Source organism: Furfurilactobacillus rossiae DSM 15814 (assembly GCF_000428925.1).
GTDB classification, from domain to species: domain Bacteria; phylum Bacillota; class Bacilli; order Lactobacillales; family Lactobacillaceae; genus Furfurilactobacillus; species Furfurilactobacillus rossiae.
This window is the reverse complement of sequence record NZ_KE386820.1, coordinates 115036-141262: the sequence shown is the minus strand read 5'-3', so window position 1 is coordinate 141262 and position 26227 is coordinate 115036. Positions and strand designations below refer to the sequence as shown.

Annotated in this window: 18 protein-coding genes; 2 read left to right on the top strand and 16 right to left on the bottom strand. The window is 45.1% G+C overall.

Annotation, left to right across the window (positions count from 1 at the left end):
• Positions 1–27: 27 nt before the first annotated feature.
• From G400_RS0113760 to G400_RS0113710, 11 genes are all read right to left on the bottom strand, one after another.
• Positions 28–1047, bottom strand: a complete 1020-nt coding sequence (locus G400_RS0113760) for a diacylglycerol kinase (protein ID WP_017262714.1) — start codon at positions 1045–1047, stop codon at positions 28–30.
• Positions 1048–1175: 128 nt separating this feature from the next.
• Complete coding sequence (gatB, locus tag G400_RS0113755; RefSeq protein WP_017262713.1) at positions 1176–2603, bottom strand: Asp-tRNA(Asn)/Glu-tRNA(Gln) amidotransferase subunit GatB; 1428 nt, start codon at positions 2601–2603, stop codon at positions 1176–1178.
• A complete protein-coding gene (gatA, locus tag G400_RS0113750) occupies positions 2603–4072 on the bottom strand; it encodes an Asp-tRNA(Asn)/Glu-tRNA(Gln) amidotransferase subunit GatA (RefSeq protein ID WP_017262712.1) in 1470 nt (489 codons plus the stop codon). Before gatA ends, gatB begins: the two co-directional genes overlap by 1 nt.
• Positions 4072–4383: an Asp-tRNA(Asn)/Glu-tRNA(Gln) amidotransferase subunit GatC gene (gatC, locus tag G400_RS0113745; RefSeq protein WP_017262711.1), complete on the bottom strand. Its 312-nt coding sequence runs from the start codon at positions 4381–4383 to the stop codon at positions 4072–4074. The genes gatA and gatC overlap by 1 nt, the downstream gene beginning before the upstream one ends.
• Positions 4384–4543: 160 nt before the next feature.
• Positions 4544–6571, bottom strand: a complete 2028-nt coding sequence (locus G400_RS0113740) for a KUP/HAK/KT family potassium transporter (RefSeq protein WP_017262710.1) — start codon at positions 6569–6571, stop codon at positions 4544–4546.
• Between the two features lie 174 nt (positions 6572–6745).
• Positions 6746–7888 (bottom strand): CamS family sex pheromone protein, encoded by a 1143-nt coding sequence (locus G400_RS0113735; RefSeq protein ID WP_017262709.1) that lies wholly within the window; start codon positions 7886–7888, stop codon positions 6746–6748.
• A 58-nt stretch (positions 7889–7946) separates the two neighbouring features.
• Complete coding sequence (ligA, locus tag G400_RS0113730) at positions 7947–9983, bottom strand: NAD-dependent DNA ligase LigA (RefSeq protein WP_017262708.1); 2037 nt, start codon at positions 9981–9983, stop codon at positions 7947–7949.
• A gap of 92 nt (positions 9984–10075) precedes the next feature.
• On the bottom strand, positions 10076–12379 hold the full coding sequence (gene pcrA, locus G400_RS0113725) for a DNA helicase PcrA (protein ID WP_017262707.1): 2304 nt from the start codon (positions 12377–12379) through the stop codon (positions 10076–10078).
• A 150-nt stretch (positions 12380–12529) separates the two neighbouring features.
• Complete coding sequence (locus tag G400_RS15505) at positions 12530–13720, bottom strand: ATP-grasp domain-containing protein (RefSeq protein ID WP_017262706.1); 1191 nt, start codon at positions 13718–13720, stop codon at positions 12530–12532.
• Between the two features lie 103 nt (positions 13721–13823).
• Positions 13824–14507, bottom strand: coding sequence for a glycoside hydrolase family 73 protein (locus tag G400_RS0113715; RefSeq protein WP_017262705.1), 684 nt, complete (start codon positions 14505–14507; stop codon positions 13824–13826).
• Between the two features lie 277 nt (positions 14508–14784).
• The gene (locus G400_RS0113710; protein WP_017262704.1) at positions 14785–15705 is read right to left on the bottom strand and encodes a prenyltransferase; all 921 of its coding nucleotides are present in this window, start codon (positions 15703–15705) and stop codon (positions 14785–14787) included.
• 206 nt (positions 15706–15911) lie between these two features.
• On the opposite strand from G400_RS0113710, the gene G400_RS0113705 reads away from it, so the two are divergent.
• Positions 15912–16886 carry a polyprenyl synthetase family protein gene (locus G400_RS0113705; RefSeq protein ID WP_017262703.1) on the top strand — a complete coding sequence of 325 codons (975 nt, stop codon included), beginning with the start codon at positions 15912–15914 and terminating at the stop codon, positions 16884–16886.
• A 185-nt stretch (positions 16887–17071) separates the two neighbouring features.
• Complete coding sequence (locus G400_RS0113700; protein WP_017262702.1) at positions 17072–19162, top strand: glycosyltransferase family 39 protein; 2091 nt, start codon at positions 17072–17074, stop codon at positions 19160–19162.
• 86 nt (positions 19163–19248) lie between these two features.
• Here the strand turns inward: G400_RS0113700 and G400_RS0113695 are convergent, their stop codons facing one another.
• The 5 genes from G400_RS0113695 to cydD all read right to left on the bottom strand — a co-directional run bounded on the left by G400_RS0113695 (position 19249) and on the right by cydD (position 25893).
• Positions 19249–19548 carry a hypothetical protein gene (locus G400_RS0113695; RefSeq protein WP_017262701.1) on the bottom strand — a complete coding sequence of 100 codons (300 nt, stop codon included), beginning with the start codon at positions 19546–19548 and terminating at the stop codon, positions 19249–19251.
• Positions 19549–19561: 13 nt separating this feature from the next.
• Complete coding sequence (locus G400_RS0113690; protein ID WP_017262700.1) at positions 19562–20959, bottom strand: vWA domain-containing protein; 1398 nt, start codon at positions 20957–20959, stop codon at positions 19562–19564.
• Entirely contained in the window at positions 20956–22128 is a 1173-nt protein-coding gene (locus G400_RS0113685; RefSeq protein ID WP_017262699.1) for an AAA family ATPase, read from the bottom strand. The genes G400_RS0113690 and G400_RS0113685 overlap by 4 nt, the downstream gene beginning before the upstream one ends.
• A 283-nt stretch (positions 22129–22411) precedes the next feature.
• Entirely contained in the window at positions 22412–24154 is a 1743-nt protein-coding gene (cydC, locus tag G400_RS0113680; RefSeq protein ID WP_017262698.1) for a thiol reductant ABC exporter subunit CydC, read from the bottom strand.
• A complete protein-coding gene (cydD, locus tag G400_RS0113675; RefSeq protein ID WP_017262697.1) occupies positions 24151–25893 on the bottom strand; it encodes a thiol reductant ABC exporter subunit CydD in 1743 nt (580 codons plus the stop codon). Before cydD ends, cydC begins: the two co-directional genes overlap by 4 nt.
• Positions 25894–26227 lie beyond the last annotated feature (334 nt).

Here is a 26227-nt window from a genome sequence, read left to right as displayed (position 1 = left end):
AAGCGAACCCGCTGCTGAGATACATCACTATTTTTTGTTGTCGTCTGTCTGACCCTCTGGCAGCTTGTCAACTTCTTCAACAAACTTACGGGCATCTTCTTCGATGGCACGGTCCTCACCAGTCAACTGTTCATCGGGAATCGCATCCAAATCAGCAAACATTTCAATGTGCTGCTTGTGATCAATGAACGTCATCGGCGCATCACCACCGTATTCCCCGTCCAAATTAATCATCATCCGGTCGGAGTTAAGTGGCTTAGCAATCACTTTGCTGGTCTTCTTGTAAATAACCAACGGATCATTAATGTGTCGACCACCGTTTAAGACTAATGTCATCAGCCGCAACAGTTGAGGCATGCTAGCCGTTTTGACAATGAGCAAACTGAATTTACCATCGTCCAACGATGCATCGGGCACAATTTGTTCGAACCCACCGATTGAATTCGTCAGTCCCAATAAGAACATCGAAGCTTCACCTTCGAACTTACCATCGTCGTACTCAATCGACATTTGAATCGGTTTAATTTGCGGCAATAATTCAGCACCCTTAACCAAGTACGCAAGGTAACCAAAAATTGTTTTCATGTCGGAAGGAACATCATACGTCAATTCAGTCAGCAAACCGCCACCAGCGATATTGATAAAGTACGTTTCGCCAGCCTGACCGATGTCCATCTTCACAGTTTGATTCTTAAGCACAACCTTAGCAGCGTTCAATGGCTCATCACGTGGAATCCGCAATGCGCGAGCGTAGTCATTAGTAGTACCAGCCGGAATAATCGCCATTTTAGGACGCTTCTCAAGTCCAGCAATCCCGTTGACGACTTCGTTAATCGTCCCATCACCACCGGCTGCCACCACTAGGTCAAAGCCTTCAAGGGCAGCACGATGCGCCTCATTTTTAGCCGAATCAGGCTCTGGCGTGGTCGCATACGCACTAGTCTCGTAACCGGCCTGTTCGAAGACGTTCAGTATATCGATTAAATCTCTTTTAAGTGCTTCGCGTCCTGACGTTGGGTTGTAGATGACCCGTGCGCGTTGTCCCATGTTTCATTGCCTCCACTGCAAACTGTCTTAGTCATTCCGTTTAATAATTTTAATGCTATGTACAAACCCCGTTGTAAGGTTCACAACGAGGTTTAATTTTAACCGCTTCTGATTAAAATAACAATCGTTTAACGCGTATTCAATGAAGTCATTAACAACTTGTTAACAATCTTCGGATTAGCTTGCCCGTGTGTTTGCTTCATAATCTGACCGACTAAGAAGCCAACAGCACGATCTTTACCATTCTTAAAGTCTTCAATCGATTGAGCATTAGCGTCCAACACACCATCGATAATCGGCTGCAATTGAGCTGGATCTGACAATTGAACCAGTTTATGTGCTTTGACATAATCATTTGGTTCTTCACCATCCATGATCGCCTTAAAGACCTTCTTAGCCATCTTGGATGAAATCGTACCATCCATTTGTAACTTGATCATGCCGGCCAAGTGGTCTGGCGTCAATTTCGTATCTTGCAGATCCAAATGGTTATCGTTCAGATAGGCGTTAACGTCCCCCTGCAAATAGTTTGACGTCAATTTAGCGTCTGCACCTTGTGCCACAGCCGCCTCAAAGAAGTCAGACATTTCCTTGGTCTGTGTCAGCACCATGGCGTCATAGTCAGTCAAACCAAGGTCATCAACATAGCGTTGACGACGACGTTCTGGCATTTCTGGCATCGTTTCTTCGATCTGTTTGATCCAGTCATCCGCAATCTCAACGTTAGGAATATCTGGTTCTGGGAAGTAACGGTAATCATCCGCACCTTCCTTAACACGCATCAGGATGGTTTCGTTAGAAGCTTCATCGTAACGACGTGTTTCCTGTTGAATTTGACCGCCAGACAATAAGACACGTTGCTGACGTTGTTCTTCAAACTGAAGACCCTTCTTCACATAGTTGAAGGAGTTCAAGTTTTTCAGTTCTGTCTTCGTCCCAAACTTGTCCGTTCCATAAGGGCGAATCGAAATGTTGACGTCGACACGCATAGAACCTTCTTCCATCTTCACGTCAGAAACACCGGTAAACTGAATCCGTTGACGCAAAGTTTCAAGGTAAGCGTAGGCTTCATCAGGCGAAGCAATGTCAGGCTTCGACACAATTTCAATCAATGGTGTCCCCTGACGGTTTAAATCGACGTAGGAATACCCATTAGGATTATGCGTGTTTTTACCGGCATCTTCCTCAATGTGCATCTCTTCGATTCCGATTTTCTTTTTCTTACCGTCCACGTCAATTTCAATCCAACCATTTTGTGCTAACGGCACATCTGATTGTGAAATTTGGTAAGCCTTTGGGTTATCCGGATAGAAGTAGTTTTTCCGATCAAAGTGCGTATGCTGATTGATCTTGGCATGAAGGGCCAAAGCCGCGCGCATACCGTATTCCACTACCCCTTTGTTGGGCGTTGGTAAAACACCAGGATATCCCCAGTCAATCACATTAGTATTGGCATTAGGGTTGTCACCAAACTCAACGGGTGACGGACTAAAAATCTTTGAATTCGTTTTAAGTTCAACGTGGACTTCTAGTCCAATCGTCGTTTGAAAATTCATTAAGCACGCCCTCCTTTGCTCATTGATGGCTTCAATTCGTGGAATGTCGTGTTCTGTTCAAAAGCAAAAGCTGTGTTCAAAACGCGACTTTCATCAAATGGACGGCCAATGACTTGTAAGCCAACCGGTAAACCATCTACCAAGCCAGCAGGCACTGAAACGGCAGGCAGACCAGCCAAGTTAGCAGGAACCGTCAACATGTCATTCATGTACATCGTCATCGGATCTTTAGTTTCGGCACCGATACCAAAGGCCGGTGTTGGTGCAGTTGGTCCGACAATAACATCGTAATCAGCGAACACTTTCTTAAAGTCTTCAATGATTAGTGTCCGAATCTTAGCAGCCTTCATAAAGAACGCATCGAATGAACCGGCAGATAATGCAAAGGTTCCTAACATAATCCGACGTTTAACTTCGTCACCAAATCCTTCGGAACGGGTCTTAACGTACAGTTCTTCCAAATTCTTAGCATTTGGTGTGCGGTATCCATAACGAATTCCGTCAAACCGTTGTAAGTTTGAAGACGCTTCAGACGGTCCAAGAATGTAGTAAGCCTGAATCCCGTGGGTACTGTGTGGCAAACTGACTTCATCCACCGTTGCACCCAATGCTTCAAGTTTCTTGATTGCAGTCTTAATCTGATCACGAACGCCTTCATCGATGCCTTCACCAAGGAATTCCTTAGGCACACCAATTTTTAAGCCCTTGATGTCGCCAGACAAACCAGCCACATAATCCGGCACTTCTTTGCTGGATGAAGTGGCATCACGTTCATCACGACCGGCAATCACATTCATCATGGCAGCGGCATCCGTCACGTTCTGGGTCATTGGACCAATTTGGTCTAATGATGACGCAAACGCGATCAATCCCCAACGGCTAACGCGGCCATACGTTGGCTTTAAACCAACGATTCCGTTGAAAGCGGCCGGTTGGCGAATTGAACCACCAGTGTCAGAACCCAGGGCAGCCAGCACATCGCCAGCTGCGACTGTAGCCGCAGAGCCACCCGAAGAACCGCCAGGCACCTTAGTTGTATCCCAAGGATTATGAACAGTCCCGAAGTAAGATGTTTCAGTCGAGCCACCCATGGCAAATTCGTCCAGGTTGGTTTTCCCAATTGTAACGGCGCCGGCAGCGCGTAAACGCGTCACAACATCTGCGTCATATACAGGTTTAAAGTTGTACAAAATTTTAGAAGCGGCTGTTGTCAGCAAGCCCTTAGTCGTTAAGTTATCTTTGTATGCAACTGGCACACCAGAAAAGACGTTATCTGCATCAATTCCGCTTTCATCAGCCTGTTTAGCCTGTGCCAATGCTTCATCATCGTTCACCGTCACATAAGCGTTTAAGGCGTCTTCATGATCATGAATATTAGTTAGCGTTTGTTGCGTTAATTCAGTGGCGGATAAATCTTTATTAACGAGCGCTTGATGAAGCTCAGTTAAATTATCAAACTGTTGTGTCATTAGGCGTCCTCACTTTCGTCAATAATTGCGGGCACCTTAATAAAACCATCTTCGGTTTCAGGAGCTTCGTTAATTAACGCATCTTTTTGGTGGGCGTTCACTGCAATGTCTTCACGTAAAAATGCAGTCGCGTCGGCCATGTTGGTTGTCGGCTTCACATCATCTGTGTTGACCTCGTTCAAACCATCAATCATGGTAATAATTTCGTCCAGTTGACTAGTAAACTTGCTGGCCTGTTCATCGGTCAATGAAAGTTTTGCCAGTTCGGCAACGTGCTCAACTTCAGCACGTGAAATTGGTTCTTCTGCCATGCCCATCCCTCTTTCTGTAAAAAGTTGTCACTATCTTTAACATTATACGACAAAGCACGGTAAGTTTGTGTTCTTCTCTAAATAATCGCGACAAAAATAATGGCATATCCAGCCCCTTAATTGTCGTAATTAATTTTTCAACAAACACATCTCGATTTGCTTACTGTCGGTCTGTGCCATCCGTATGTTGTTGTTTGATGCGCCGTAAAAATGGCCGGCGCCGGCGTCCGAGAATCAGTGGCACGTGCTCGACAACAACATCCGAAAATTCCAGACCAAACCATGTTGCAGGCGTGCTCGTCCAATTTTGAAGGGTCACCCGCGCTTGGATAATAAAGCGATCAAATGGTTTGACTCGTGTTTCCGGTGACAGCTCTTCTTGAATGACAACAAAGCTGAAGTCCCCAACATTGCGGCCCTTTTGCATCGTATAGGTTTGCGGTTGAGCCGGCAAATCACCGCTCTCAATTAGCTCGTGAACAATCGCCCGCAGATAAACATTTACCCGTTGTTCACGACGAAAACCAAGATAAAGTTGAACGTTAATAACATTGTTCGTGCCCATCATATCGACATCATATTTAGCCGTATACGGTTCATCTGTAACGTTAACTGTCACAAACCAATATGCCTGTGCACGTTTCGGACGTTTGTCCAAAATTGAATAGAGCATTTCTTTTTTAATCATATGACCCGGTTTTACCTTAGCCATATAGACTAAATTGGTTGCAAACGTTGGGTAGTTTTCATCTTTGCTCAGCGCAACTAACTGGTCTTTATAATCATCTAAATCGACATAGCCGGACTCAAACTCATCGCGATCACGAATTTTATTGCCGTAATACCAAATAAACATCACACACAAAATTAAGCCAGCCAGAATAGCCGTCACATAGCCACCATGAACAAATTTAACCATCGATGACAGGAAGAACATGGTTTCCAAACTGCCAAAGAATAGGACCATTAACCAAGTCAACACAACGTTTACATGCCGTAACCGCAAATACTGGAACAGCAAGAGTGTCGTCATCAACATTGTCACAGTAATGGCTAATCCATATGCGGCCTCCATATGAGCAGAAGTTCTGAAAAAGAAAACTATTCCGACACAAGCAATCCACAAAATGCCGTTCACAGCCGGTACGTATATTTGCCCGTGCTGAAGCGTTGGGTAATTAATCTTCAATCGTGGCAATAATTTTAACCGGACTGCTTCTGCAACTAATGTGTACGAACCAGTAATCAGCGCTTGCGATGCGATAATGGCAGCCAAGGTTGCCAGCACAATGCCGACAAAACGCCAGTCGCCAGGTAAAAGTTCAAAAAAGGGATTAAAGTCCACCGCTTGTCCCAAGTTGGCCTCGTGAGCGTGTTGAATCACCCAAACACCCTGCCCAAAATAGTTAAGCATCAAACACACAAAAACATATGGCCAACTTGCATCAATGTTTGCCTTACCAACATGACCAACATCTGAATACAGTGCTTCAGCCCCAGTAGTCGCTAAAAAGACGCTACCCAGAATAAAAATGCCAACCTTGTTATCTGGGCTTGCCAGCACACTGATGGCATAGTAAGGATTTAACGCCTTTAAAATGGCAAGGTCTGGCAGCAAATTCACTAAACCAACAATGCCAATAAATGTAAACCAAAGAGTCATAATTGGACCGAACGCATGACCAATCGTTTTGGTCCCAAAGCGCTGAATCACAAATAAAATCGATAAAATTACGACTGTGATAAAAATGACATCAGCCTGATTTTGGACTGGTTCCCAATGATGAAAAACAATCCCCTTTAGTCCTTCAATTGAGGTTGTTACTGTCACAGCTGGTGTCAACATCCCGTCGGCAAGCAATGCAGCACCACCAATCAATGCCGGATAAAGTAACCACTTAGCTTGACGTCTTACCAGTGTATAAAGTGCAAAAATACCACCTTCACCATGGTTGGTGGCATTAAGTGCGATAAGCACATACTTCACAGTTGTGAGCAACATCACTGTCCAAAAAATAAGTGAAATACTCCCAATCACTAATTCCGGTGTCGTGGTAGACAGTCCACCATTATCACCAAGAATCGTTTTCATAACATACAATGGCGAAGTACCAATATCTCCGTAGACGATCCCCAACGTAATAAAAATGCCTGCCCGACTGACCTTAGCTCTTGTGTTCGCATTCATCGTACAACTACCTCGACTTTTATAATCTGGAACCACCAACTCATTTTAGCCATTTTGATCGAAAATAAAATAGCCTAACGCAAACTTAATGATCTTTCTGTCGCTTCAATACAAAAACCGCCATAACACAGGCTTTGTCCTGTGTTGTGGCGGTTAGTCAATTATTCATTTTTGTTAATAGGATCCAAAAACATGTGTTGAAAATTTAGTTTGGCCCGAATCACGACTCAGGAACGACTGAACGCCATCCGTTGACTGAACCGTGATATCAATTGGCACCCCTGACGGTAAGTATTTCGGCGCTACTTGGGCCAGGTACTGGGTAAAGCTAATAATCTCTGTTTGACTATAAAATTGCGTTGTAATCGTGACATTCATACCAGCTAAATTATCATCCTGGTATTGTGCCTGAGCGGTCACACCACTGAGATTCGGGAAGAAGTTTTGAATCTGAGTCTTAAAGTTTTCGAAGTTGCTCTCATCATTACTGGTGCCTGACGTACTGGAACCACCTGCAGACGGAAAGACTACGTTACGTTGGTTGATGTTCTGCCAAGAACTGATGTTGTTTCCGTCATTGACACTATACGAGAAGAACGTACCGCCAACCAAACTGTCATCAGAAGCCTGCTTATACAAAGCAATCACAATTGGCACATCTTTGCCAACGCCCTTAGTCGCACGCACACGTTTTAATACTTCTGCTGCAATTGCACGGCCTTGGGTTGTCATTTGCTCATCGGAAATATTTGTCGAATACTGAGCACCATATTTTTCCTTGGTGTAGTAGTCAACCGAATTTAAACCGATTCCGATAGTCATTCCAGACAAGGATAAATTGTCGCCATCCTGCGTCATGTAGTCTTGTTCTTCAATAGTTTGTAAATACAGCGGATTCCGTTTGTTGGCATCCTTTTGACCATTATCAACAGGGTTTAATCCCGTAGGATTATCGTTTGACTTACGCTCAACCCACTTTTGAACAGTTGACGTAGACAAATACTGACCTTCCTGAAAGATATACTTGCTCGGCTTAAATTCCTTTTTAGAGACATTTAATAAGCCACTTTCAAAACTCTTCAGGTTCATGGTGTTATTGTCTTGATCATTGGTGACACCACGGGCGGCACTCGTTAAATAATGCCCGTTCTTGATGACACCTTGATAATTATTGCTGTTGGTTTGACCAGTTGTTTGAACCTTCTTTTTACTGGTAGTCGGTGTTGTCGAACTACTTGATGTGCTGTCGAGGTTACCACAGGCTGCCAATAACATCATGGTAGATAACAATGCGGCCACAATACGAAACTTTTTCACCTTAATCCAAATCCTCCCTGCTGGAATTAGTACAAACAGGTCAAGCTAGTCTGTACTGTTAATTATCCTCAGCCATCGTTTGTGCGAATCGATCTTCGTTCCAAATCTCAATTTCCAGCTGTGTTGCCTTCGCCAACTTACTCCCCGCATCCTCACCGGCGATAAGTAAGTCCGTATTCTTAGAAACACTGTTAGAAACTTTGGCGCCATGAGCGGTTAACCACGCAGTCGCATCAGCACGGGTCATCTGTGTTAGCTTACCAGTCAATACTACCCGTTTACCACCGAAGAATGGATCATCCGCCGCAGCCACAGTATCAGGGCCATCGTACGTCATGTTAACGCCGGCAGCAACCAACTCATTGACTAATTCTTGGGCCGCCTCAGTGCTGAAATATTGTGCTACGGCATCGCCGATAGTCAGCCCCATGCCATCAATCTCCGCAATGTCATCTGCGGATGCCGTCATGACTGCCGTCATCGTCTTAAAGTGCTCAGCAACTTGCCGAGCAGCCTTAGCGCCAAGATGCCGAATGCCTAGACCAAACAATAACCGCTCCAAAGAATTATTGCGGCTGTTGTCAATCGCTGTCAATAAGTTTGTGGCTGATTTATCACCAAATTTATCTAAAGTTAACAATTCATCATGCTTCAGATGGTAAAGACCAGCCACGTCACTGAGCATTTCACGATTGTACAATTGGGCAACTAAAGAAGGTCCTAAGCCATCAATATTCATCGCGTCTCGAGAAGCAAAATGAGTCAACCCTTCTGTGACCTGAGCTGGACACTTAGGATTGATACAACGTAGTGCTACCTCTTCATCAATATGAACGAGGTCTTTACCACAGGATGGACATTGCGTTGGAATCGCGTATGGTGCACTATCTGCAGGCCGTTTGTCCATGATGACTTCACCGACTTCGGGGATAATGTCACCGGCCTTATGCAACGTAACGGTATCGCCGACTCGGACCCCTTTTTCGTTTAAATAATCAGGATTGTGCAACGACGCGCGGGCAACTGTTGTCCCAGCCAACTGAACGGGATCCATTACTGCCGTGGGCGTGACAATGCCCGTTCGACCAACTGTCCATTCAATATCACGTACCACCGTTTGTTGTTCATCTGGCGGGAATTTGTAGGCAATTTCCCACCGTGGCACTTTGACGGTATTTCCCAGCTCATCTTGTTGAGAAACAGGGTTAACCTTAATAACAATGCCATCAATACCGTAGCTTAATGATTCACGTTGACCAGTGTATTCGTCAATATAAGCCTTAATCTCATCCATATTGTGGCACACGCGAGAATGTGGATTGATAGTGAAACCAAGTTCCTGATAACGCTGCAACGCTTCACTTTGAGTAGACGCACCAAGAGCTTCAAAGCTTGAGGTGTAATAGATAAACGTGTCTAAATTACGATCTGCCGTCACCTTTCGATCCAGTTGTCTTAGTGAACCAGCGGCCGCATTTCGCGGATTGGCAAATGGCGTTTTCCCTTCAGCTTCCTGACGTTCATTTAGTTTTGCAAACGACGCTTTAGGCATGTAGCATTCGCCCCGAACCTCAATGGAGAGAGGCTCGGTCAATGTCATCGGAATTGACTTAATGGTCTTCAAGTTAGCTGTAATATCCTCGCCAATATTACCATCACCACGCGTGGAACCCTGAACAAACTTGCCGTTTTCATAAACTAACGAAATCGCCAACCCATCAATTTTAAGTTCGCAATTATATTCCAGTTCATCTTGCCCTAAATTTTGCTTTGTACGGGCATCAAATTCGGCCAGTTCTTCAATCGAGAACACGTCCCCCATCGACAGCATTGGTACCGTGTGCGTCACCTTACTAAAGCCAGGCAGTGTCACATCGCCAACCTGCTGCGTTGGTGAGTCAGGCGTTACAATTTCAGGAAATGCCGCTTCCAAATCCAACAATCGTTGATAATGCATATCATATGTGTGATCCTCAACCGTTGGCGCATCCTGCACATAGTACTCTTTTCGCCACGAATCCAACTGTTCACGCAGTTGCGTAGCTTCTTGATTAGCCTGTGTGGTTGTTAGTTCCGATACTGGTTGATCTGCCATACTCTAACACTCCTCACTCGATTTGCATGTGCATCTAGACACAGATGCCAAACTCACCAAAACCTTTGATTAACTACCAATTAAACAGAGAATTAAGCCTTTGTAATTGGTGCAAAAGCTGCCAGTAACCGTTTAATGCCTTGCTCTGGGAAAGCAATGTCTAATTCAGCATCCTCACCTTGGCCGTTAACCTTCACAACGGTGCCTTCTCCCCACTTCTTATGGGTCACCTTATCGCCGGCAGCCCAACTAACTTGGTCAGCTCCCGTTCCCTGTGACCGCTCAACCTTTGTCGACTTGGTGCCAATTGGTTTACGTTTATAAGTGGTGGACAAAGCGGATTCTGTGCGTCTATCAAACGGTGTTTTCGGTCCTCCGGCTGTTAAACTGCCGGCACTGTGGTTTTCACTCTGAATCAAATCCGGATTAATTTCTTCTACAAAGCGTGACGCTGGGTTATTTTGCACGCGACCATACAATAGGCGTGAAAATGCATTCGTCATGTACAGTTTTTGTTTAGCACGCGTAATCCCAACATAAGCTAACCGCCGTTCTTCTTCCAATTCATCCTCATCCATGACAGAACGAGAAAGTGGGAAGATACCTTCTTCGAGTCCCATCAAAAAGACAACCGGAAATTCAAGCCCTTTAGCGGCATGTAGCGTCATTAACGTGACGTTTTGATCATTTTCTTCATCGACGTCGTCCAAGTCCGAAACAAGGGCCAAGTCAGCCAGAAAATCAACAAACTTGTCACCACTACCTTCGGGTACAGGTTGATCAGCCGCTTCAACGTCAGTTGGCGCAGCGGTTGTTGGTTCATAGGAATCATCAAACTGTTTTGTAACTGACAGAAATTCCTGCAAGTTTTCAACACGGGCCTCATCCTCTAGTGAATGGGTCGCTTTAAGTGCTGGTAAATAACCAGTTTTATCTAGCAATTGTTCCGTCAAGTCCGTAACTGAGACAAATTCACGCATTTTGGTCAGTTCAGCCATCATCTGGCCAAATTCATCAAAACTGTTCCGTGCACGACTCGGAACATTGTTCGCCATCGTAACGTTCTGTGCGGCTTCCAATAAGCTCCAACTGTTGAAGTTTGCAAATTCACGCAATTTTTCAACTGAGCCGCTGCCGAGACCACGTTTTGGTTCATTGATAATGCGTTCAAAACTCATGTCATCTTGTGGATTGACAATCAGTGTCAAATAAGCCAATACATCGCGAATTTCCTTCCGGTCGTAGAATTTATGTCCACCGACCATATTATAAGGGATATTGCTTTTAACCAACGCGTCTTCAATAGTCCGCGATTGGGCATTAGTCCGATACAGAATAGCAAAGTCACCGTAGTCCCGGTGATTTTCTCGCATTTGTGTCTCGATTTGAGCCACCACAAAATGCGCTTCATCACGTTCGCTTTGTGCGCGGTAATAAGAAATCTTTTCCCCACTACCATTATCCGTCCACAAATTCTTTTTCCGACGAATAACATTATTTTCAATCACTTCATTGGCGGCGTTTAAAATGGTTTGTGTTGAGCGGTAATTTTGTTCCAACATAACGGTTTGCGCCTCTGGATAATCCTTTTCAAAATCCAGAATGTTATTCATGTTGGCACCACGCCAGCCATAAATACTCTGATCAGCATCCCCGACAACACAGAGATTGTGAGATTTAGCCGCTAACATGCTGACCAACTTATACTGGGCATTATTGGTGTCCTGATACTCATCCACATGAATGTATTCAAATCGGCGTTGATAGCCTTCCAGCACATCAGGCGCCTTATCAAATAACTCGATCGTAAGCATAATCAAATCGTCAAAATCGAGGGCCTGATTGGCCTTGAGTTCACGTTGATAATCTTCGTAAACCGTTGCTGTAATTTGTTCAAACGGCGTATTTGCAGTCTTTACATAATCAGCTGGCGTCTGCAAATCATTTTTGGCATTTGAAATTGCGGCCAACAGTGAACGCGGATCATACTTCTTAGGATCGATATTCTGTTCTCGCAAAATTCGTTTAACCAACGTCCGCTGCTCACTAGTGTCAGTGATGGTAAATGCCCGGTTAAACCCAATCCGGTCAATGTCTCGACGCAATACCCGGACACACAGGGCGTGGAATGTGGAAACCCAAACATCTTCTCCACTTTCGCCTAAAAGCTTAGCCACTCGTTCACGCATTTCGCGAGCAGCTTTATTGGTAAACGTAATCGCCAGCACATGCCACGGCTTAACGTCTTTTTCTTCGATCAAATAAGCAACACGATGTGTCAGCACTCGGGTTTTCCCTGATCCGGCACCAGCCATGATCAATAATGGCCCCTCTGTTGTCTGAACAGCTTCCTGCTGCTTGTCGTTTAGTCCTGCTAATAATGTGGTTGCGCTCACGAAAATGTGCCTTCCTCTCGTAAAAATTCAGTAGTTCAAGTATACCAAAATCGACAGCGTCACACCATCGTATCGAACATATGTTTTGAAAATAAAAACGACCACTTGCAAGATTTTCCTACTCACAAACAGTCACTCTATCAAAAATATTTATTTATTTTTGTCTAATCGACTCGGTGCCGGTGCCACTGGCCGTGCAGGATCCCAAATCGTCGTTGCCGACAACTGATTCAAAGCATCTTGAACCGTTGAGGCTTGAATCAACACATGCCCCGCGGCAGGAGAAATCAACCGACCACTTTTATGGTAGAACACAAATTCCCAATTAGATTTGATAATCCACTGTGTGCGAATGGCATTGAGTTGTTCATCGTCAAAGGATGCCAGAACCGTTGCCATGTACTGCTTTGGAATGGCCAATGGTAAGCCAGCAATCGCATGCAAATGTGCTTCAAACATCGTGATGTTAGCCGCCTTGTCAAACACCAAGCCAGATCGATCCATCGCCGGTGTTAAATCACGGAGAAAGAGATTGCCTGTGTCCGTGATCATGAAGCTTAACTGAAACACACCATAATAATCGACATTGTGGGCGACCGTTTGTGTAATCCGTTTAATCTCATCATTAACGTCATCTGAAATCCGGGCGGGTGCAATTGCGCGCATCAAACGTCCCTGTTGATAATTGGTTTCAATGATTGGAAACAGCCGGATTTGATCAGCCAATTCATTTTCTTGTGGATAACCCTTGACCACCAGCACGGAAATTTCCTGAGCATTGGGGATTGTAGCCTCCAAAATGTGTGGGCCACGTTGCAGCATATCTGCTGCCAATGGCACATCGGCCTGTGAACGAATGGTTAACTGCTGTTCTTGTTCAATTCCCTTTTGCATTGGCTTCAACACAGCTGGATAGCCGATTGAAGCCGCCGAAGCGTAAATGTCATCCAGTTCAATAATCGTGGCATATGGTGGGATGTTGATATTGAGTCCTTCAAAAAAGGCCCGCTCTAATGATCGATCCTGCATCATCGCCAAGGTGTCGAACCCCTGTGGGACCTTTGTGAACTGAGCGATAAACGAAATCACCTCACTAGGCACATGTTCAGACTCGTAGGTGACCACATCACAATTTTCAGCAAACGCCTGTAAACGTTGTTTGTTATCAAACGCGCCGGTGAACACTGCGTCGGCTAGACTTGCAATTTCACTGTTGGTTTCTGAGGTGTAAGCGGCCACATTGAGCCCCACACGGCGGGCTGCATTTACTAATAACGGTCCGTTTGAACTATTTCCAATAATGCCCAGCGTATCACCAGGGTATAAAACATTTCCCGTCACGGCACAGTCTCCTCTGTATCTAATTCAAATTTTTGATTATTAATGCACTTAGTGTAGGTGAACCGGTCCAGAATGACAAGTTGTTCGCCTGATAAGTGCATAATCAATTAGATTGATCGAAACGATTTAAATGATATTTTTCAATAATTGCAACTATTTTATTAGTGTATCCTGGATCCGTTGCGTACCCGTCCTTTTGCAAGGCTGCGGCACCTGAACGATAATCCGTAGCGGCAAGAACGTCGCTATACTTGTTTGGATTCCAATCGACACCATTAACAAACAGTTGCGCGTGCGCTGCAAATGAAGCTTGCCAGTTGGGATACGTTCTAAACCGGGCATTAACTGTTTCATAGTGGTCGTTAACATACTCCAATGTACTTAAGACAACCCCCGGTTCATCCTGTCCTGCTTTAACACCAAAATAATTATGGTATTGGCTGGCTAACGTCGATTCGCCCCAATCAGATTCAAGGATTGCTTGGGCAATTTGTAAACTGGCCAGCACACGTGTCCGTTGTTGCAGTTGTTGTGCGTATGGTGCCACTTGGTTAATGAATTGCCGATGCTGTTTTGCCGTTCCGTCAATCTGTGAAGATTGTCCAGCAGGCACTAACACCCGTTTGCCAACACCGCCAAACGCTAGCGCGATAATCAAAATCGTCAGTGCCGTTAGCAGTGTGTTGAACCAACGCAAATGACCGCGATAGACAAAAAAGCCCTTTAGTGCTCGCCTAAAGCGCTTCATTCGACGACGCCAATTAATTTTTCGTCGCTTTTTTGCCACACCAACCGTCCTTTACTCTGTTAATTGCGTTCGATTTTCATTAAATCACAAAGTTGATGGTCCGTGCTAACTTTAGCAACGTGGCTAAGAAAAAATTAATGACTTTTAGTTTCAACAAAAGGCTGTCCGTACCGTCATGTTGACATCACTAATGCGTCTACCAAGGCAGTTGTGACAAGCATTATGAATCAAAAACTAGAGCACATTCAGATCATGTTGCTGATAAATCACCACCTACGCGGTTATTTGTCTCAATGCTAAAGTTTCAATCATTCAGTTATAGACGAAAGATAATACCAATCCCCATCGCTAAAGCAAACGAAATGGTGATGAGAATACAATTCTTAACCGCTAATACAAAACTTTTTGATTTAACCATCACAGCGCCAAACTGCCGATTGTTTTTAATGACGACTGGCACAATTAATAACGCTAATAATGTCAGTTTAGGCAGCGAACCGACTAACACTGCAGCAATCATGCAAACATATCCCAACGCATAGCCAATATTCCAGGCCCATAACATAATGCGTTGACCCAGCAAAACCACGATCGTCCGACGCTCATTTAGCTTATCTTCTTCGTAATCACACAGATTGTTGGCCAACATCAAATTACCGATGGCAAACACAGCCAATCCTGATGCTAATAAAACGTTACCAGCAAGGGACCATGACAATTGCTGGGCGGGTGCTAAATTGACATAAACAGCTGCCAACATGATCACGTATCCCATGGTGACGCCAGAAAAAAGCTCGCCAAACGGCGTATTTGAAATTGGCAGCGGTCCACCAGCGTAAAAATAGCCAACAAGGAAGCCAATGATCCCCATGCTCAAGAAAATCCAACTACTTGAGCCCCACGTCAATTTCAGCAAACCAAAACCAATAATCGCGGCGCCAGCAGACAAGCTCACAATAACCGTGATCGCCAGCCGAAGTGAAATGTGATAGTGGCCCACGACGTTTGTTAGCTGTTTAAACGTTTTCTCGTCCTTCGCGTGCACGAAATCTTGAGTATTGTCATTGGCATTTACGGCCATGTGCATCAGCTCGATCACAATAAAAAAGAGCACACTATGTAAGAGATTAAAGGCGTGGTAATTGTACCAAACGTACAGTAGCCCTAACGTAAATGGCAACACGCTGGCAACTAATGACTGAAATTCAACAAATTCAAGAAATACTTTTGGTTTCATTTTGACCCCTCAAAACATTTTAGTATGGCGCAAAGCCTTTCGTTGACAAGCTTTCATCGATTCTGTAGCATAAAAAATAGTTAGTTCGATACTTTCATTATGCCCACGTCAGGGCATGTTGCCAAGTTCATTTCACCAATTCTAACTAAACTAATTTACATAATGCGGTTCAATGACCGTTTTACACAGAGAGGATGTTCACCAATATGGTGCACGCACTTTGGCAACAATTTCCAGCTATTAATAGAAAACTAAACGACCTCACACAATACCTCACAACAACGGTCCACTCTGGAAATACCGAAATTGATCAGCAAGTCACTGGCTTACTCACCAATGGTGGCAAACTGTTGCGACCTGGATTATTTTACATGTTCGCACAGTTGGGGCCTGTTCAGGATGAAAAGCGACAGCGAGCAGCGGCGGCAGCCATCGAACTGTTACACGTAGCAACTTTGATTCACGATGACGTGCTGGATGATGCTGAGCTACGTCATGGTCAGCCAACTTTACAAGTTCGCCATGGAAATAAAACCGCCATCTACACAGGTGATTTTCTGTTTACCAGTTACTTCGATGAAATTTTGAAAGCCACGGATAGTCATGCTGAAATTCAGTCAGCCAATGATATTATGCGGTTTATTTTAGCCGGTGAACTCAACCAGCTCGCTTTAAACTTTGATCCGCAAACAACAGTGACTGATTATTTAACAGAAATCGAGGGTAAAACGGCCCGTTTATTCGGTTTTGCGATGCAATTTGGCGTTGTTATCAGCAAAGGAACGTCAAGTGAGGCCAAAGTCGCTCAGCAAATTGGAATCGCGTTGGGGATGGCCTATCAAATCAGGGATGACATTTTAGATTATGTCGCTAATCCGTCAACAGCTACAAAACCGGTTCGCCATGATTTACGGGAGGGTGCGTTCACCCTTCCCCTCATTCTCGCAAGTCAAAACGACCCTGATTGGTTTGCCCAACATCTTCAAGACCAGCAACACCTCAATGACGAGGCTATCCAAGCAATCACTCAACACGTCATCGACTTAGACGGACCGACGCATGCTGAAGAATTAGCGCAACAATACACCGAAAAAGCGCAATCACTAATTACCACACTGCCAGAACCACTGGCAACTGAATTGGGTGCTCTTGTCTCACAACTGTTAGTTCGGCACGCTTAAAAAATAACAAGAATGTCATAAACACCGCCTAATAGCACTGTTTAGTGTTATTAGGCGGTGTTTTAATAAATAAATGCTCACATTTGACTGACCTTTGTATAGCATTCATTTGTCAGGATGGGTAGAATATATTTAACTGGAATCATTGGGAGGTTACCATCATTCAAATTGCATTACGCCGCGCAGTGGCCGCCATCACCGCCATCATTTTTGGCGTTATTTTTTTCACGGCCCTAGCTCGTCAATCAGGCGACTTTGGTCAGGCCCTGTGGCTTCAACCTTCAAGTTTATTTTTCATGTCACTCACCATCGGGGTATTCATGGTCGTGATTAATATGTGGCTGGGTCGTGCATCCGCAAAAGTGGCCAATTGGGTCAGCACGGTGGTGCTTGTCATTGCTATGGCTGTTCAGGTGTATTTAGCCTTTCACTTCGTCGGCATCGGCAATACAGACCCTGCCTTAATGCGTTTGCAAGCGTTAAATTTAGCCAATGGGTCACATCATTGGTTTAGCTATTTCGCTTGGTATCCACACAATGTTAACCTGACCATTTTTCTCACCTGGATCATTGAGTTGTTTCATGTTCATTCAGCCGTCGCCACCGGTTATGTGCTGAACGTTCTTAATTTCATCTTGATCGACTTTACTTTGATCATGAGTTGGCGCTTAATTCGTCGTTATGTGGCGGCCAGTTCAGCAGCGATGTTTGCCATTCTTGCTGCCAGTTTTGCACCTTTTTACTGGTTCGCGCTCAACTTTTATGTTGACTCGGTTGCGGTTGTTATTCCGCTAATGATGGTGGTCTTTCTTAATCGTTACTTTTCACGGCAACAACCGTTGTCTAAGGCTGGGTATGCTGCATTACTGGGTGTCACATTCACCATTGGTTATTTAATCAAGCCTAACCTATTGATTGTGCCAATTGCCATTTTGATTTATTGGCTATTAGCCGCTCGGATTAATCGGACATCTGTTGTTCGTGGTTTGATTGGCCTAGTTGTGTTTGCCGCAATTTGGTTAGCTGGTGTTGGTGTGAGTCATGCTGTTCAGTCACATTATGGTTACCACGTCAACCAAAGCAAAACCTTACCGACATCCGCTTGGACAGCCATGGGATTGAATCAAGACAGTGAAGGCCGCTTCAACGAACATGATGCTCAAGCAATGAGTGGCCACGGTCGCAAAGAAAACATTAAAGCGACGCACAAAATCCTGTCTGACCGTCTTCAGGATGCTGGCATTTGGGGAATCATCAAACAAAGTTATCAAAAGACCATGACGATGTGGTCGACCGGTAACTTAGGGATGTTCCAATCACCAAATCAGTTCTTCAAACAGCCAAGTTTCTATCAGGAACACAAAAACAAATTACAATTTTTACTAGTCAATTTAACACAGATCGTTTACATCACTGTTTTAGGGGCCATGCTGATCGGGTCTGTGTTTGAAATGTTATCTCCTCGTCGCAACCAAGTCTTGTTCTATGAATTGATCGTCCTAGGAATTTATGGGATGCATATGCTGTTCTGGACAGTTGATGCTCATTACGCATACGTTACTTTTCCCTTCCTGTTCATGATGGCTGCCACCGGATTGCATGATATCAGCGATCTGTTACAGCAGTTCTTCGCCCATCCAGCGTATGGTGAGCGTGGCCGGACATGGACCGGGATTGTTACTCTGCTTATTTTTGCCATCGGTTTAGGTTATGCGGATCACCACAATCGCCAGCCACTGGTCGCCACCCCTGTTGTCCAAACACAAACGGTTTCCTCACAGATGGTGTCCAACTACGCACAGCATGACGCGATTAAACTAACGCCACATCACTCGCTTTCTGAGAAGATCGTTGCGAAACGACCATTTAGTCAGTTGAATTTGCCTGACGTGGCTAGTCAATCGGAAAACTTCTCGGTTGGATTGCGCATGAATCGGCAAACCGTTTACCAGTGGTCATCCTTGGACGTCGACGCCGGCACGGCAAACACGCTGCAAGATCCTGGCACGTATACATTACGGATTACGAATAGGACCAACCAACCGTTGTACATTCCGGCTACTGCTAGTCCGTACTTGCCATTATCAACTCATGCAATCAGCGGGCATCCCCACCGGTACCTGCTTTACCACGTTTTAAATGTGTTTAATACGCCGATTATTTCTAGCAAACAATATCAACTATTATTCATTAGTTTTGCGATTCTAGCCATCATCAGCTCGCTTGGTCTCGAATACTGGCCAAACCCTGACTGGAAAGAGCCTAAACTGGACTAACTTAATGAATGCTCTAAAACCAAAATAACCGCCAACGATTTTCACAACTCGTTGACGGTTATTTTGGTTCAAATCCTGCTTAACCCTTAATCTTCCCGCTTCAGCCACGTATTACTATCAGGCGTCAAATAACGGGCGTAGTGCCGCCGAAACTGCTGGCGATGCGCGTACGTGTCAAGTGGCCATTCAACGTTTGGTTGCACCTCATTAACAGCAAGTCGATTAGCATAGACCAAATCAGCAACGCTTATCATGGAAATGAACAGTGGATTGTCGACCAATACCGATTGCCATTGATCCGTCAACAAACTCGCTGCGCGGATGGCGCGCGGGGTCTTGTTTAAGTAATCTTGCCAATCTGCATCTGTCATTGTAACTGCGGCCATGAACTTGTTCTCCTTACTCGTTAATATTTGCCACCCAACCTGGCGGCGTTTGCACACTCAATTCTTGTGGACCAACTAATACCCATAAAACGCGATGATAACCGTGTGCATCAATAGTTGTTTCACCCTCACCGTCCGTCAGTATGACAATGAGTGACGTCGGTGTCTGCGAACAATCAGCCTTCAAATAATCGAAAACACTTTGGAAGCTTGTGCCGCCGCCAACGTGGCGTGCACGTAGTTTTTCAGCAACCTGTGAGGACGATGACAATGTGATGGGATCGTGAACCGCGGCATCAAACGGAATGACCGTGAGCGCCAGTTCATATGCACGCGTTAGACCAGTCAGTTCATTGATAAACCGAACGGTCATCTGCGTTGAAATCGATGCTGATTCGTCAATAAAGGCCGTAACGGCGACCCGTCTTCTCGCTATTTGACCAGGCAGTGCCATGCGCTGTGGTTGACGACGATTGAATCGTGCTCGGCTATCCCGTTTGCCATGCGACACAGTGCCGATTAATTTGCTTAATATTGCGGTCCACGGCAAGTGTGCGCGTTGCTGTGAAAAGCTAGCCAACTTTGCCTGAACAGCACTCGGTAGCTTACCCCGTTGAGTAAGTGTGGTTCGCTCTAACGCCTGATTAATTCGTTGACGCAAGTTAGCACGAGCTAACTCATCGTTTACCGACGAACTGGTCCAGCCGTCGTGACTATCAGCAAGATGAGGTTCATTACGCTTTGATTCATTAAAAAATTCATCTTGCTGTTGCCCCGCCCCATCTGTGTGGCGAACTGCGGATAATTTTTTATCTATTACTGACCCTTGTGACGATCCCGTCAGTTCTTCACTGGTCGTGTGATTATGATCTGTGGAATCCACAGTAACTTGATTCAAAGCGGCTAAATAAACGGCGGAATCAGCGTTACTCGGTAATTGGCGTTGTAGACGTTGATTCAACCACCCAAGTGTCCATGCACCAGGGATCTGTGTGGTCATTACTTGATTGATTGCGACATCAGTAGCGATATCGACGTTTTGTCCTGATTCATGTAAGTAACGCAACGGATGCTGCCACAACAGATGTAAGGCCTCATGAACTAACAACGCCAGCAACAGCCCTTCGTTTTGAGCTTGTTGCCAGTGACAATCATTGACACGCAATATGAGCGTCGATTGTGACCACACTAAGCCGAATAATGGCGCAAACGCACGCTGTCCATCCTTTAATCCTTCTGAAGGCGTCGTTACATGTTGCCGCGGTAACTGAGCAATTAGCTGCCCGTAAACCGGTTGCTGCTGTAGCAAACGCATAATAGCCGCCTGTATGACACGCTCACTATTATCTCGATCTACTTTCGTTTGTTGATGAAATCGTTGCAATGCTTGGTTGATGTTAATGCCACTCATGCATTAAAGGCCTGGCCGTTCATAATATTCAACACCGTTTTACCTAGTGCTTTTGAAGCTTCGTCAGTAGCTCGTTGCAGTGCAATCAACCAACCATCTTGCTGGCCCAACGAATTGACCACTGCAAACTGTCCGTCAACGGGAAGTTGTCGTAGCAAAGTCAGCCACCTAGCAGCATAAATACCTGTCGTTAATGGCATCTCAGTCAATTTCCCGGCCGCAATCAACAACGACTGCCGTTCGCCTATCGATAAAGCACTGAAGGCATCAGCAATCGGTTCATCAAGAATAGCACCAGTATCTGCATGTTTAAACAGATCAGTGACGGTGATCCCCCGAGTCAAAAATTGATTGAACTTAGCCCCTACCGTTTCGCCTAAATCACCTGTGATGATGTCAAACTGAAGGGCTTGTTGAACTGCCTTGGGTGCGTTGTCCAATTGCGATAAATTAGTTGATACACGTTGCCAGGCTCGTGGGGTCGGATAAACGTCATCGTCGTGCTGAAGTGGCCGCAAATCATTTGGCTGTTGCGTTAAATAATCGCGTACTGACCGAATAATATTGGGATGCCCTGTACCATCAGTTTGTCGCGCCCACGCTAACCAATCTGGTGTGCTGGCACTCATCACTAGCCGGGTAGTGCGGTCCTTAATGGCGTCATCTCCGGCCGTAACCCCGTACAGTGAATCAGCAAAACCTTGCATTTGTGAGTCTGGATTTTCAGCCAATACGAGTTTAACGTGCTGTGGTAGCACCAAATCATTAATCTGTCGTTGTAACACTAGGTTCATTAACTCGCTCTGAACGGCCTGGGTACCGCGATTAAACTCATCAAGAAACCAAATAATCGGCTGGTCTGGATGCTGTTCCGCATATTGAATGATGGCCACCAACGTATGCGCATAACCATACTGAACATCGGCCAAGCGTCCATACTGATTCGTTTGAATGAAACTATCTGCTGTTAATGGTGGCACTGGGATGGCTAAATCGCCCTTTTCAGACAGACTGACAACTGTCGTAAAGAGCTGCGCGTTCATTTTTTGCGCAACAGCTGCCACTAAAGCAGACTTACCAATCCCAGCCTCGCCAACAATATTAGGCACGTTGCCAGCCTTAATGACAACCGGTACTGCGTCCATCAATGCGTTAAATGAAAGAGCCACACAATCCCTCCTCTAACAAAACTCGTTATTTTATAAAAAAGCCGCTACGTTTAGGTCATATTATACGCGATTTATTTAAAATGAATCACCATCCATTATCTGTACACTTATTAACTGCTTGGTCGTTTGCTGCGAGTCTTAAGAATACTGCTCACGCTAAAGACACCTTATTCCGTCATCCAGAATAAGGTGTTTTTAACATGCAACTTAGTTTTAAAACAACTGTTTCTCATGACCTTTGCCGTTAACAACATTGTCTTAACACATTATTTTAGGCAGCGCTTTAGCGACCTTTGTCAAGATCATAAAGGCTTCTAAACCGGTCACTTGTCTGATACAAGTCATGTGGTTTACCAATCATTTCAAACTGACCATGTTCAAGAAAGCGAACCGAATCAACATGTGTGATGCCTTCCAAATGATGAGTGACCCAAATAATTGTTTTATCTCTCAATAAAGCAAAGATTGTATTTAACAACTCATGTTCAGTGATGGGATCTAATGAGACAGTTGGCTCGTCCAGAATAATAATCGGTGCATCCTGCAATAAAATCCTGGCAAGCGCAAAGCGCTGACGCTCCCCACCAGAGAATCGTGCACCGGCTTCTTCAACGAGCGTATTATAGCCGTTTGGCAGGCCTTCGACTAACTGATCCAACTCAACGGCTTTGATGGCCGCCTTAACCTGATCATCCGTAGCGGAAAGATTGCCCAAACGTACGTTGTTCATAATTGTTGTATTAAACAAGTATGGTTGTTGATCGAGCACACCAAACAGTTTGCCACGATCATTCTGTAGTTTATCAATTGTGATGCCATTCAGTTTGACTGCGCCCTTAGTCGGCTGTTCATCTCCCAGCATTAACTTCAGCAAAGTCGACTTTCCTGTGCCTGAAGGTCCGAGTAATGCCACTTTGTCACCACAATTAATGGTCCAATCAATGTCGGACAACACGGCCTGCTGACCGTCTGCATACTTGAAATCAACGTGGTCGATGGCTAATGACTTAAAATCTTCGGCAGCAAGGTGTGTTTGAACAACTGGCGCCACAACGTTTTGATCCAGCTGATTAACCCGTTTGATTGAATCTTGATAAACCGGCCATTCTGAAACACCCTGAGGAATTGAAGCGAAGGCATCCGTGGCTGGAAAAATTGCCAACACAAATGCAGCGATCCAATTTAGTGCAAGATGGCTAGTTTGAAAGTAACTGCCAGCCCAGTAAATCATAACGACCGCAATGATACCAATCATTAACTGAACCACTAAATCCCGCCACCACTGAAACTTATTATCGGCGGTTTGCAAGTTGCGCATATCAGTCAGCGGACCCGTTTGACGATCCATAAAATCTTTTTCGCGGCCAGAAATCATCCAGTCACCGACTCCCAACACAGCATCCGTCATGGACGTATACAATCGTTGTTGTGTTTGCTTCTGATGAAACTCGCGAGCACCGTTTAAGGCGACGGACACCAACGGCATCAAAATCACGATCACGCCTAACAACAAGGCCATCAATGCAGCAAACGGCCAACTAAAGGTACCTAGTGCAATGACAACGAAAAGATACAGCAGCCAACCCACAATAAGTGGAAAGACCGTTCGTAAATACAAATTCTCAATATGGGCAATATCTTCAGCTAATAACCCAAGAATATCCCCCGTTTGATGACGTTGACGAATCGCTACTGCATCGCGTTCCACCGATTGATACAACTTCTTTCGAAAATCGGAAACAATCCGGAGTACCCAATTATGGCTAGTTAAACGCTCTGCATACTTAAAGGATGGTCGGGCAATTCCAAACGCCCGAACCAGCACGATTGTGGCATAAATCAACATGATATTGAAAGGATGTTGCGCTGCGCGACTGATTAGATACCCAGAGGTAAACATCAGCGCCGACCCTGTAAAAGTGGTCAAAAAGCCCAACAATAGCACCAGAACCAACAAGAAGCGATATTTGCGAAGGTAAGGCATTACCCATGAATCATGTTTAAAAGTGTCAAAGAATCCCTTCACAATGCATCACCTCCCATTTCACGACGAAGCGCTGTATAAGCCCCATTCTGCTTAGCCAGTGCTTCAGGAGTGCCCTGTTCCACAATCCGGCCGTGCTCAATCACCAGCAAATAATCCATTTCATTGAGCCAGTGTAAACGGTGAGTGGCAAAGAAGACTAAATGATTAGCAAACACTGGTTTGATCGTTTCTTTGAGGCCAACTTCCGTTTCAATATCCAAGTGGGCAGTTGGTTCATCAAACAATAAAATGCGGCGGCTCTGATCCAAAAAGGCTCGTGCTAAAGCGATTCTTTGTGCCTGCCCGCCAGAAACACCACGGGCACCTTCACCAATTTCCGTTTGTAGACCATCCGGCAGCGTGGCGACCCAGTCCGTCAACCCAGCACTCGCAATTGCTTGCGAAACCGCTGCATCGTCGGCGTCTGGAGTATAAAACTTAATGTTATCCGCTAACGTCGCATGGAATAAATATGGCGCCTGAGGAATGTATAAGAATTGTCGCTGCCATGCCTGCTGGCTTAGATGCGGGACTGTGACACCATTTACTGAAATGTGACCCGCATCTTGATTATTCGGCGTTAGAAAACCACCAAGCAAATTAATCAAGGTTGATTTTCCGGATCCAGAAGGTCCGATAATACCAATCTTTTGATAGCCGTTCGCTGTAAAACTAATGTCAGTTAAGGCTGTCTCATCCGGAGTATCATAGCCAAAGTTAACATGTTCCAAACGTAATTGACTGTCGGGTGTCCATGCTGCCTGCGGATCAGTCAACAAATTACGATCTGTTGGCACTGGCGTATTCAGCACTTCAAGAACAGCAGTCAACGCATTTTTTCCGTTTAGCGTCGCGTGATAATCATTGGCAAAGTTCCGAATTGGCAAGAAATACTCTGGTGCCAAAATGAGAATGGTCAATGCCGGAAACAACGCGATGTGCCCCGCTACTAAGCCAAGGCCTAGAAAAACAGCAACAACGGCAATCGACAACGTCGTGAAAAAGTCGAGCGCAAACGTTGACAGAATGGCAATTGTTAACGTCCCCATCACTCGCTTACGGTGGTCCTCAGACACCGCGTAAATATTGTCAGCATAGGCCTCACTCAAGCCCAATTGCTTTAATGTCGGCAACCCTCGTAAGGCATCCACGAAATTATTCGATAGCTGTGTATAACTGGCAAATTCACGGTTAGCTTTATCACGGGCTGCATAGCCCAAGATAATCATGAATAAAATAATAACTGGAAAAATTACTAACAAGAACAGTGCTTCCTGCCAACGTAAAAAGAATAAGTAAACCAACAATACTGTTGGAATAATAAGCATGTCAAAAATCTTAATGACCACCAACATCAAGTAAGTGTTGACTTGGTTCATACCATCCAGTGCCATGGTCACGACTTTCCCAGTTCCCTGTTTGGCAACAATGCTGGGACCAATGGCCACAAGCTTCTGTAGCAACTGTTGACGTAGATCAAACACAGTTTGGTCCGCCCACGGCTGCATTACCCGATTCTTCAGCATCACTAAGATCTGTCTTAACGCAAAAAAGCCCGCAAACAATAATACGGGCCATAAAATGCGCGTTTCAGCTTCCCGATTCCATAAATCTGTCAGGGTCCGCGATAAGAACACACCTTGAAAGAGAATGCTAAACGCTTGCAGTAACACTAAACCTGCCAGAACGATTAACATCTTCGTGATGCCGGGCAAGCGAAAGATACGTCGATCAATCATTCAATCCTACACTCCTAACTTTTCCCAACATCTCGGTCAGTTTCTACAATATTTCATCTATTACTATTAGTTTGGTTTGGATAAGATTACGCTCAAGTGATGGTACTGCCGTTTCGCTGGTGAGGGACGCCGTTTCATGGGACCGGTCTCAGCCTCCGAAAACCACGGAGTCTTCTACCTCGACTTCGAGCCCCCAAACCAGGTCTCGAAGGTCGTCCCGCAATATTCAGTGGCCTTCGCCACCGAATATTGCTTTCACGAAACTCTGTCCCTCACCCGCTACACTTCAGCACAGTTCAAGTTAAATAAGCAGTCGCCTCAAACTAAACAATAA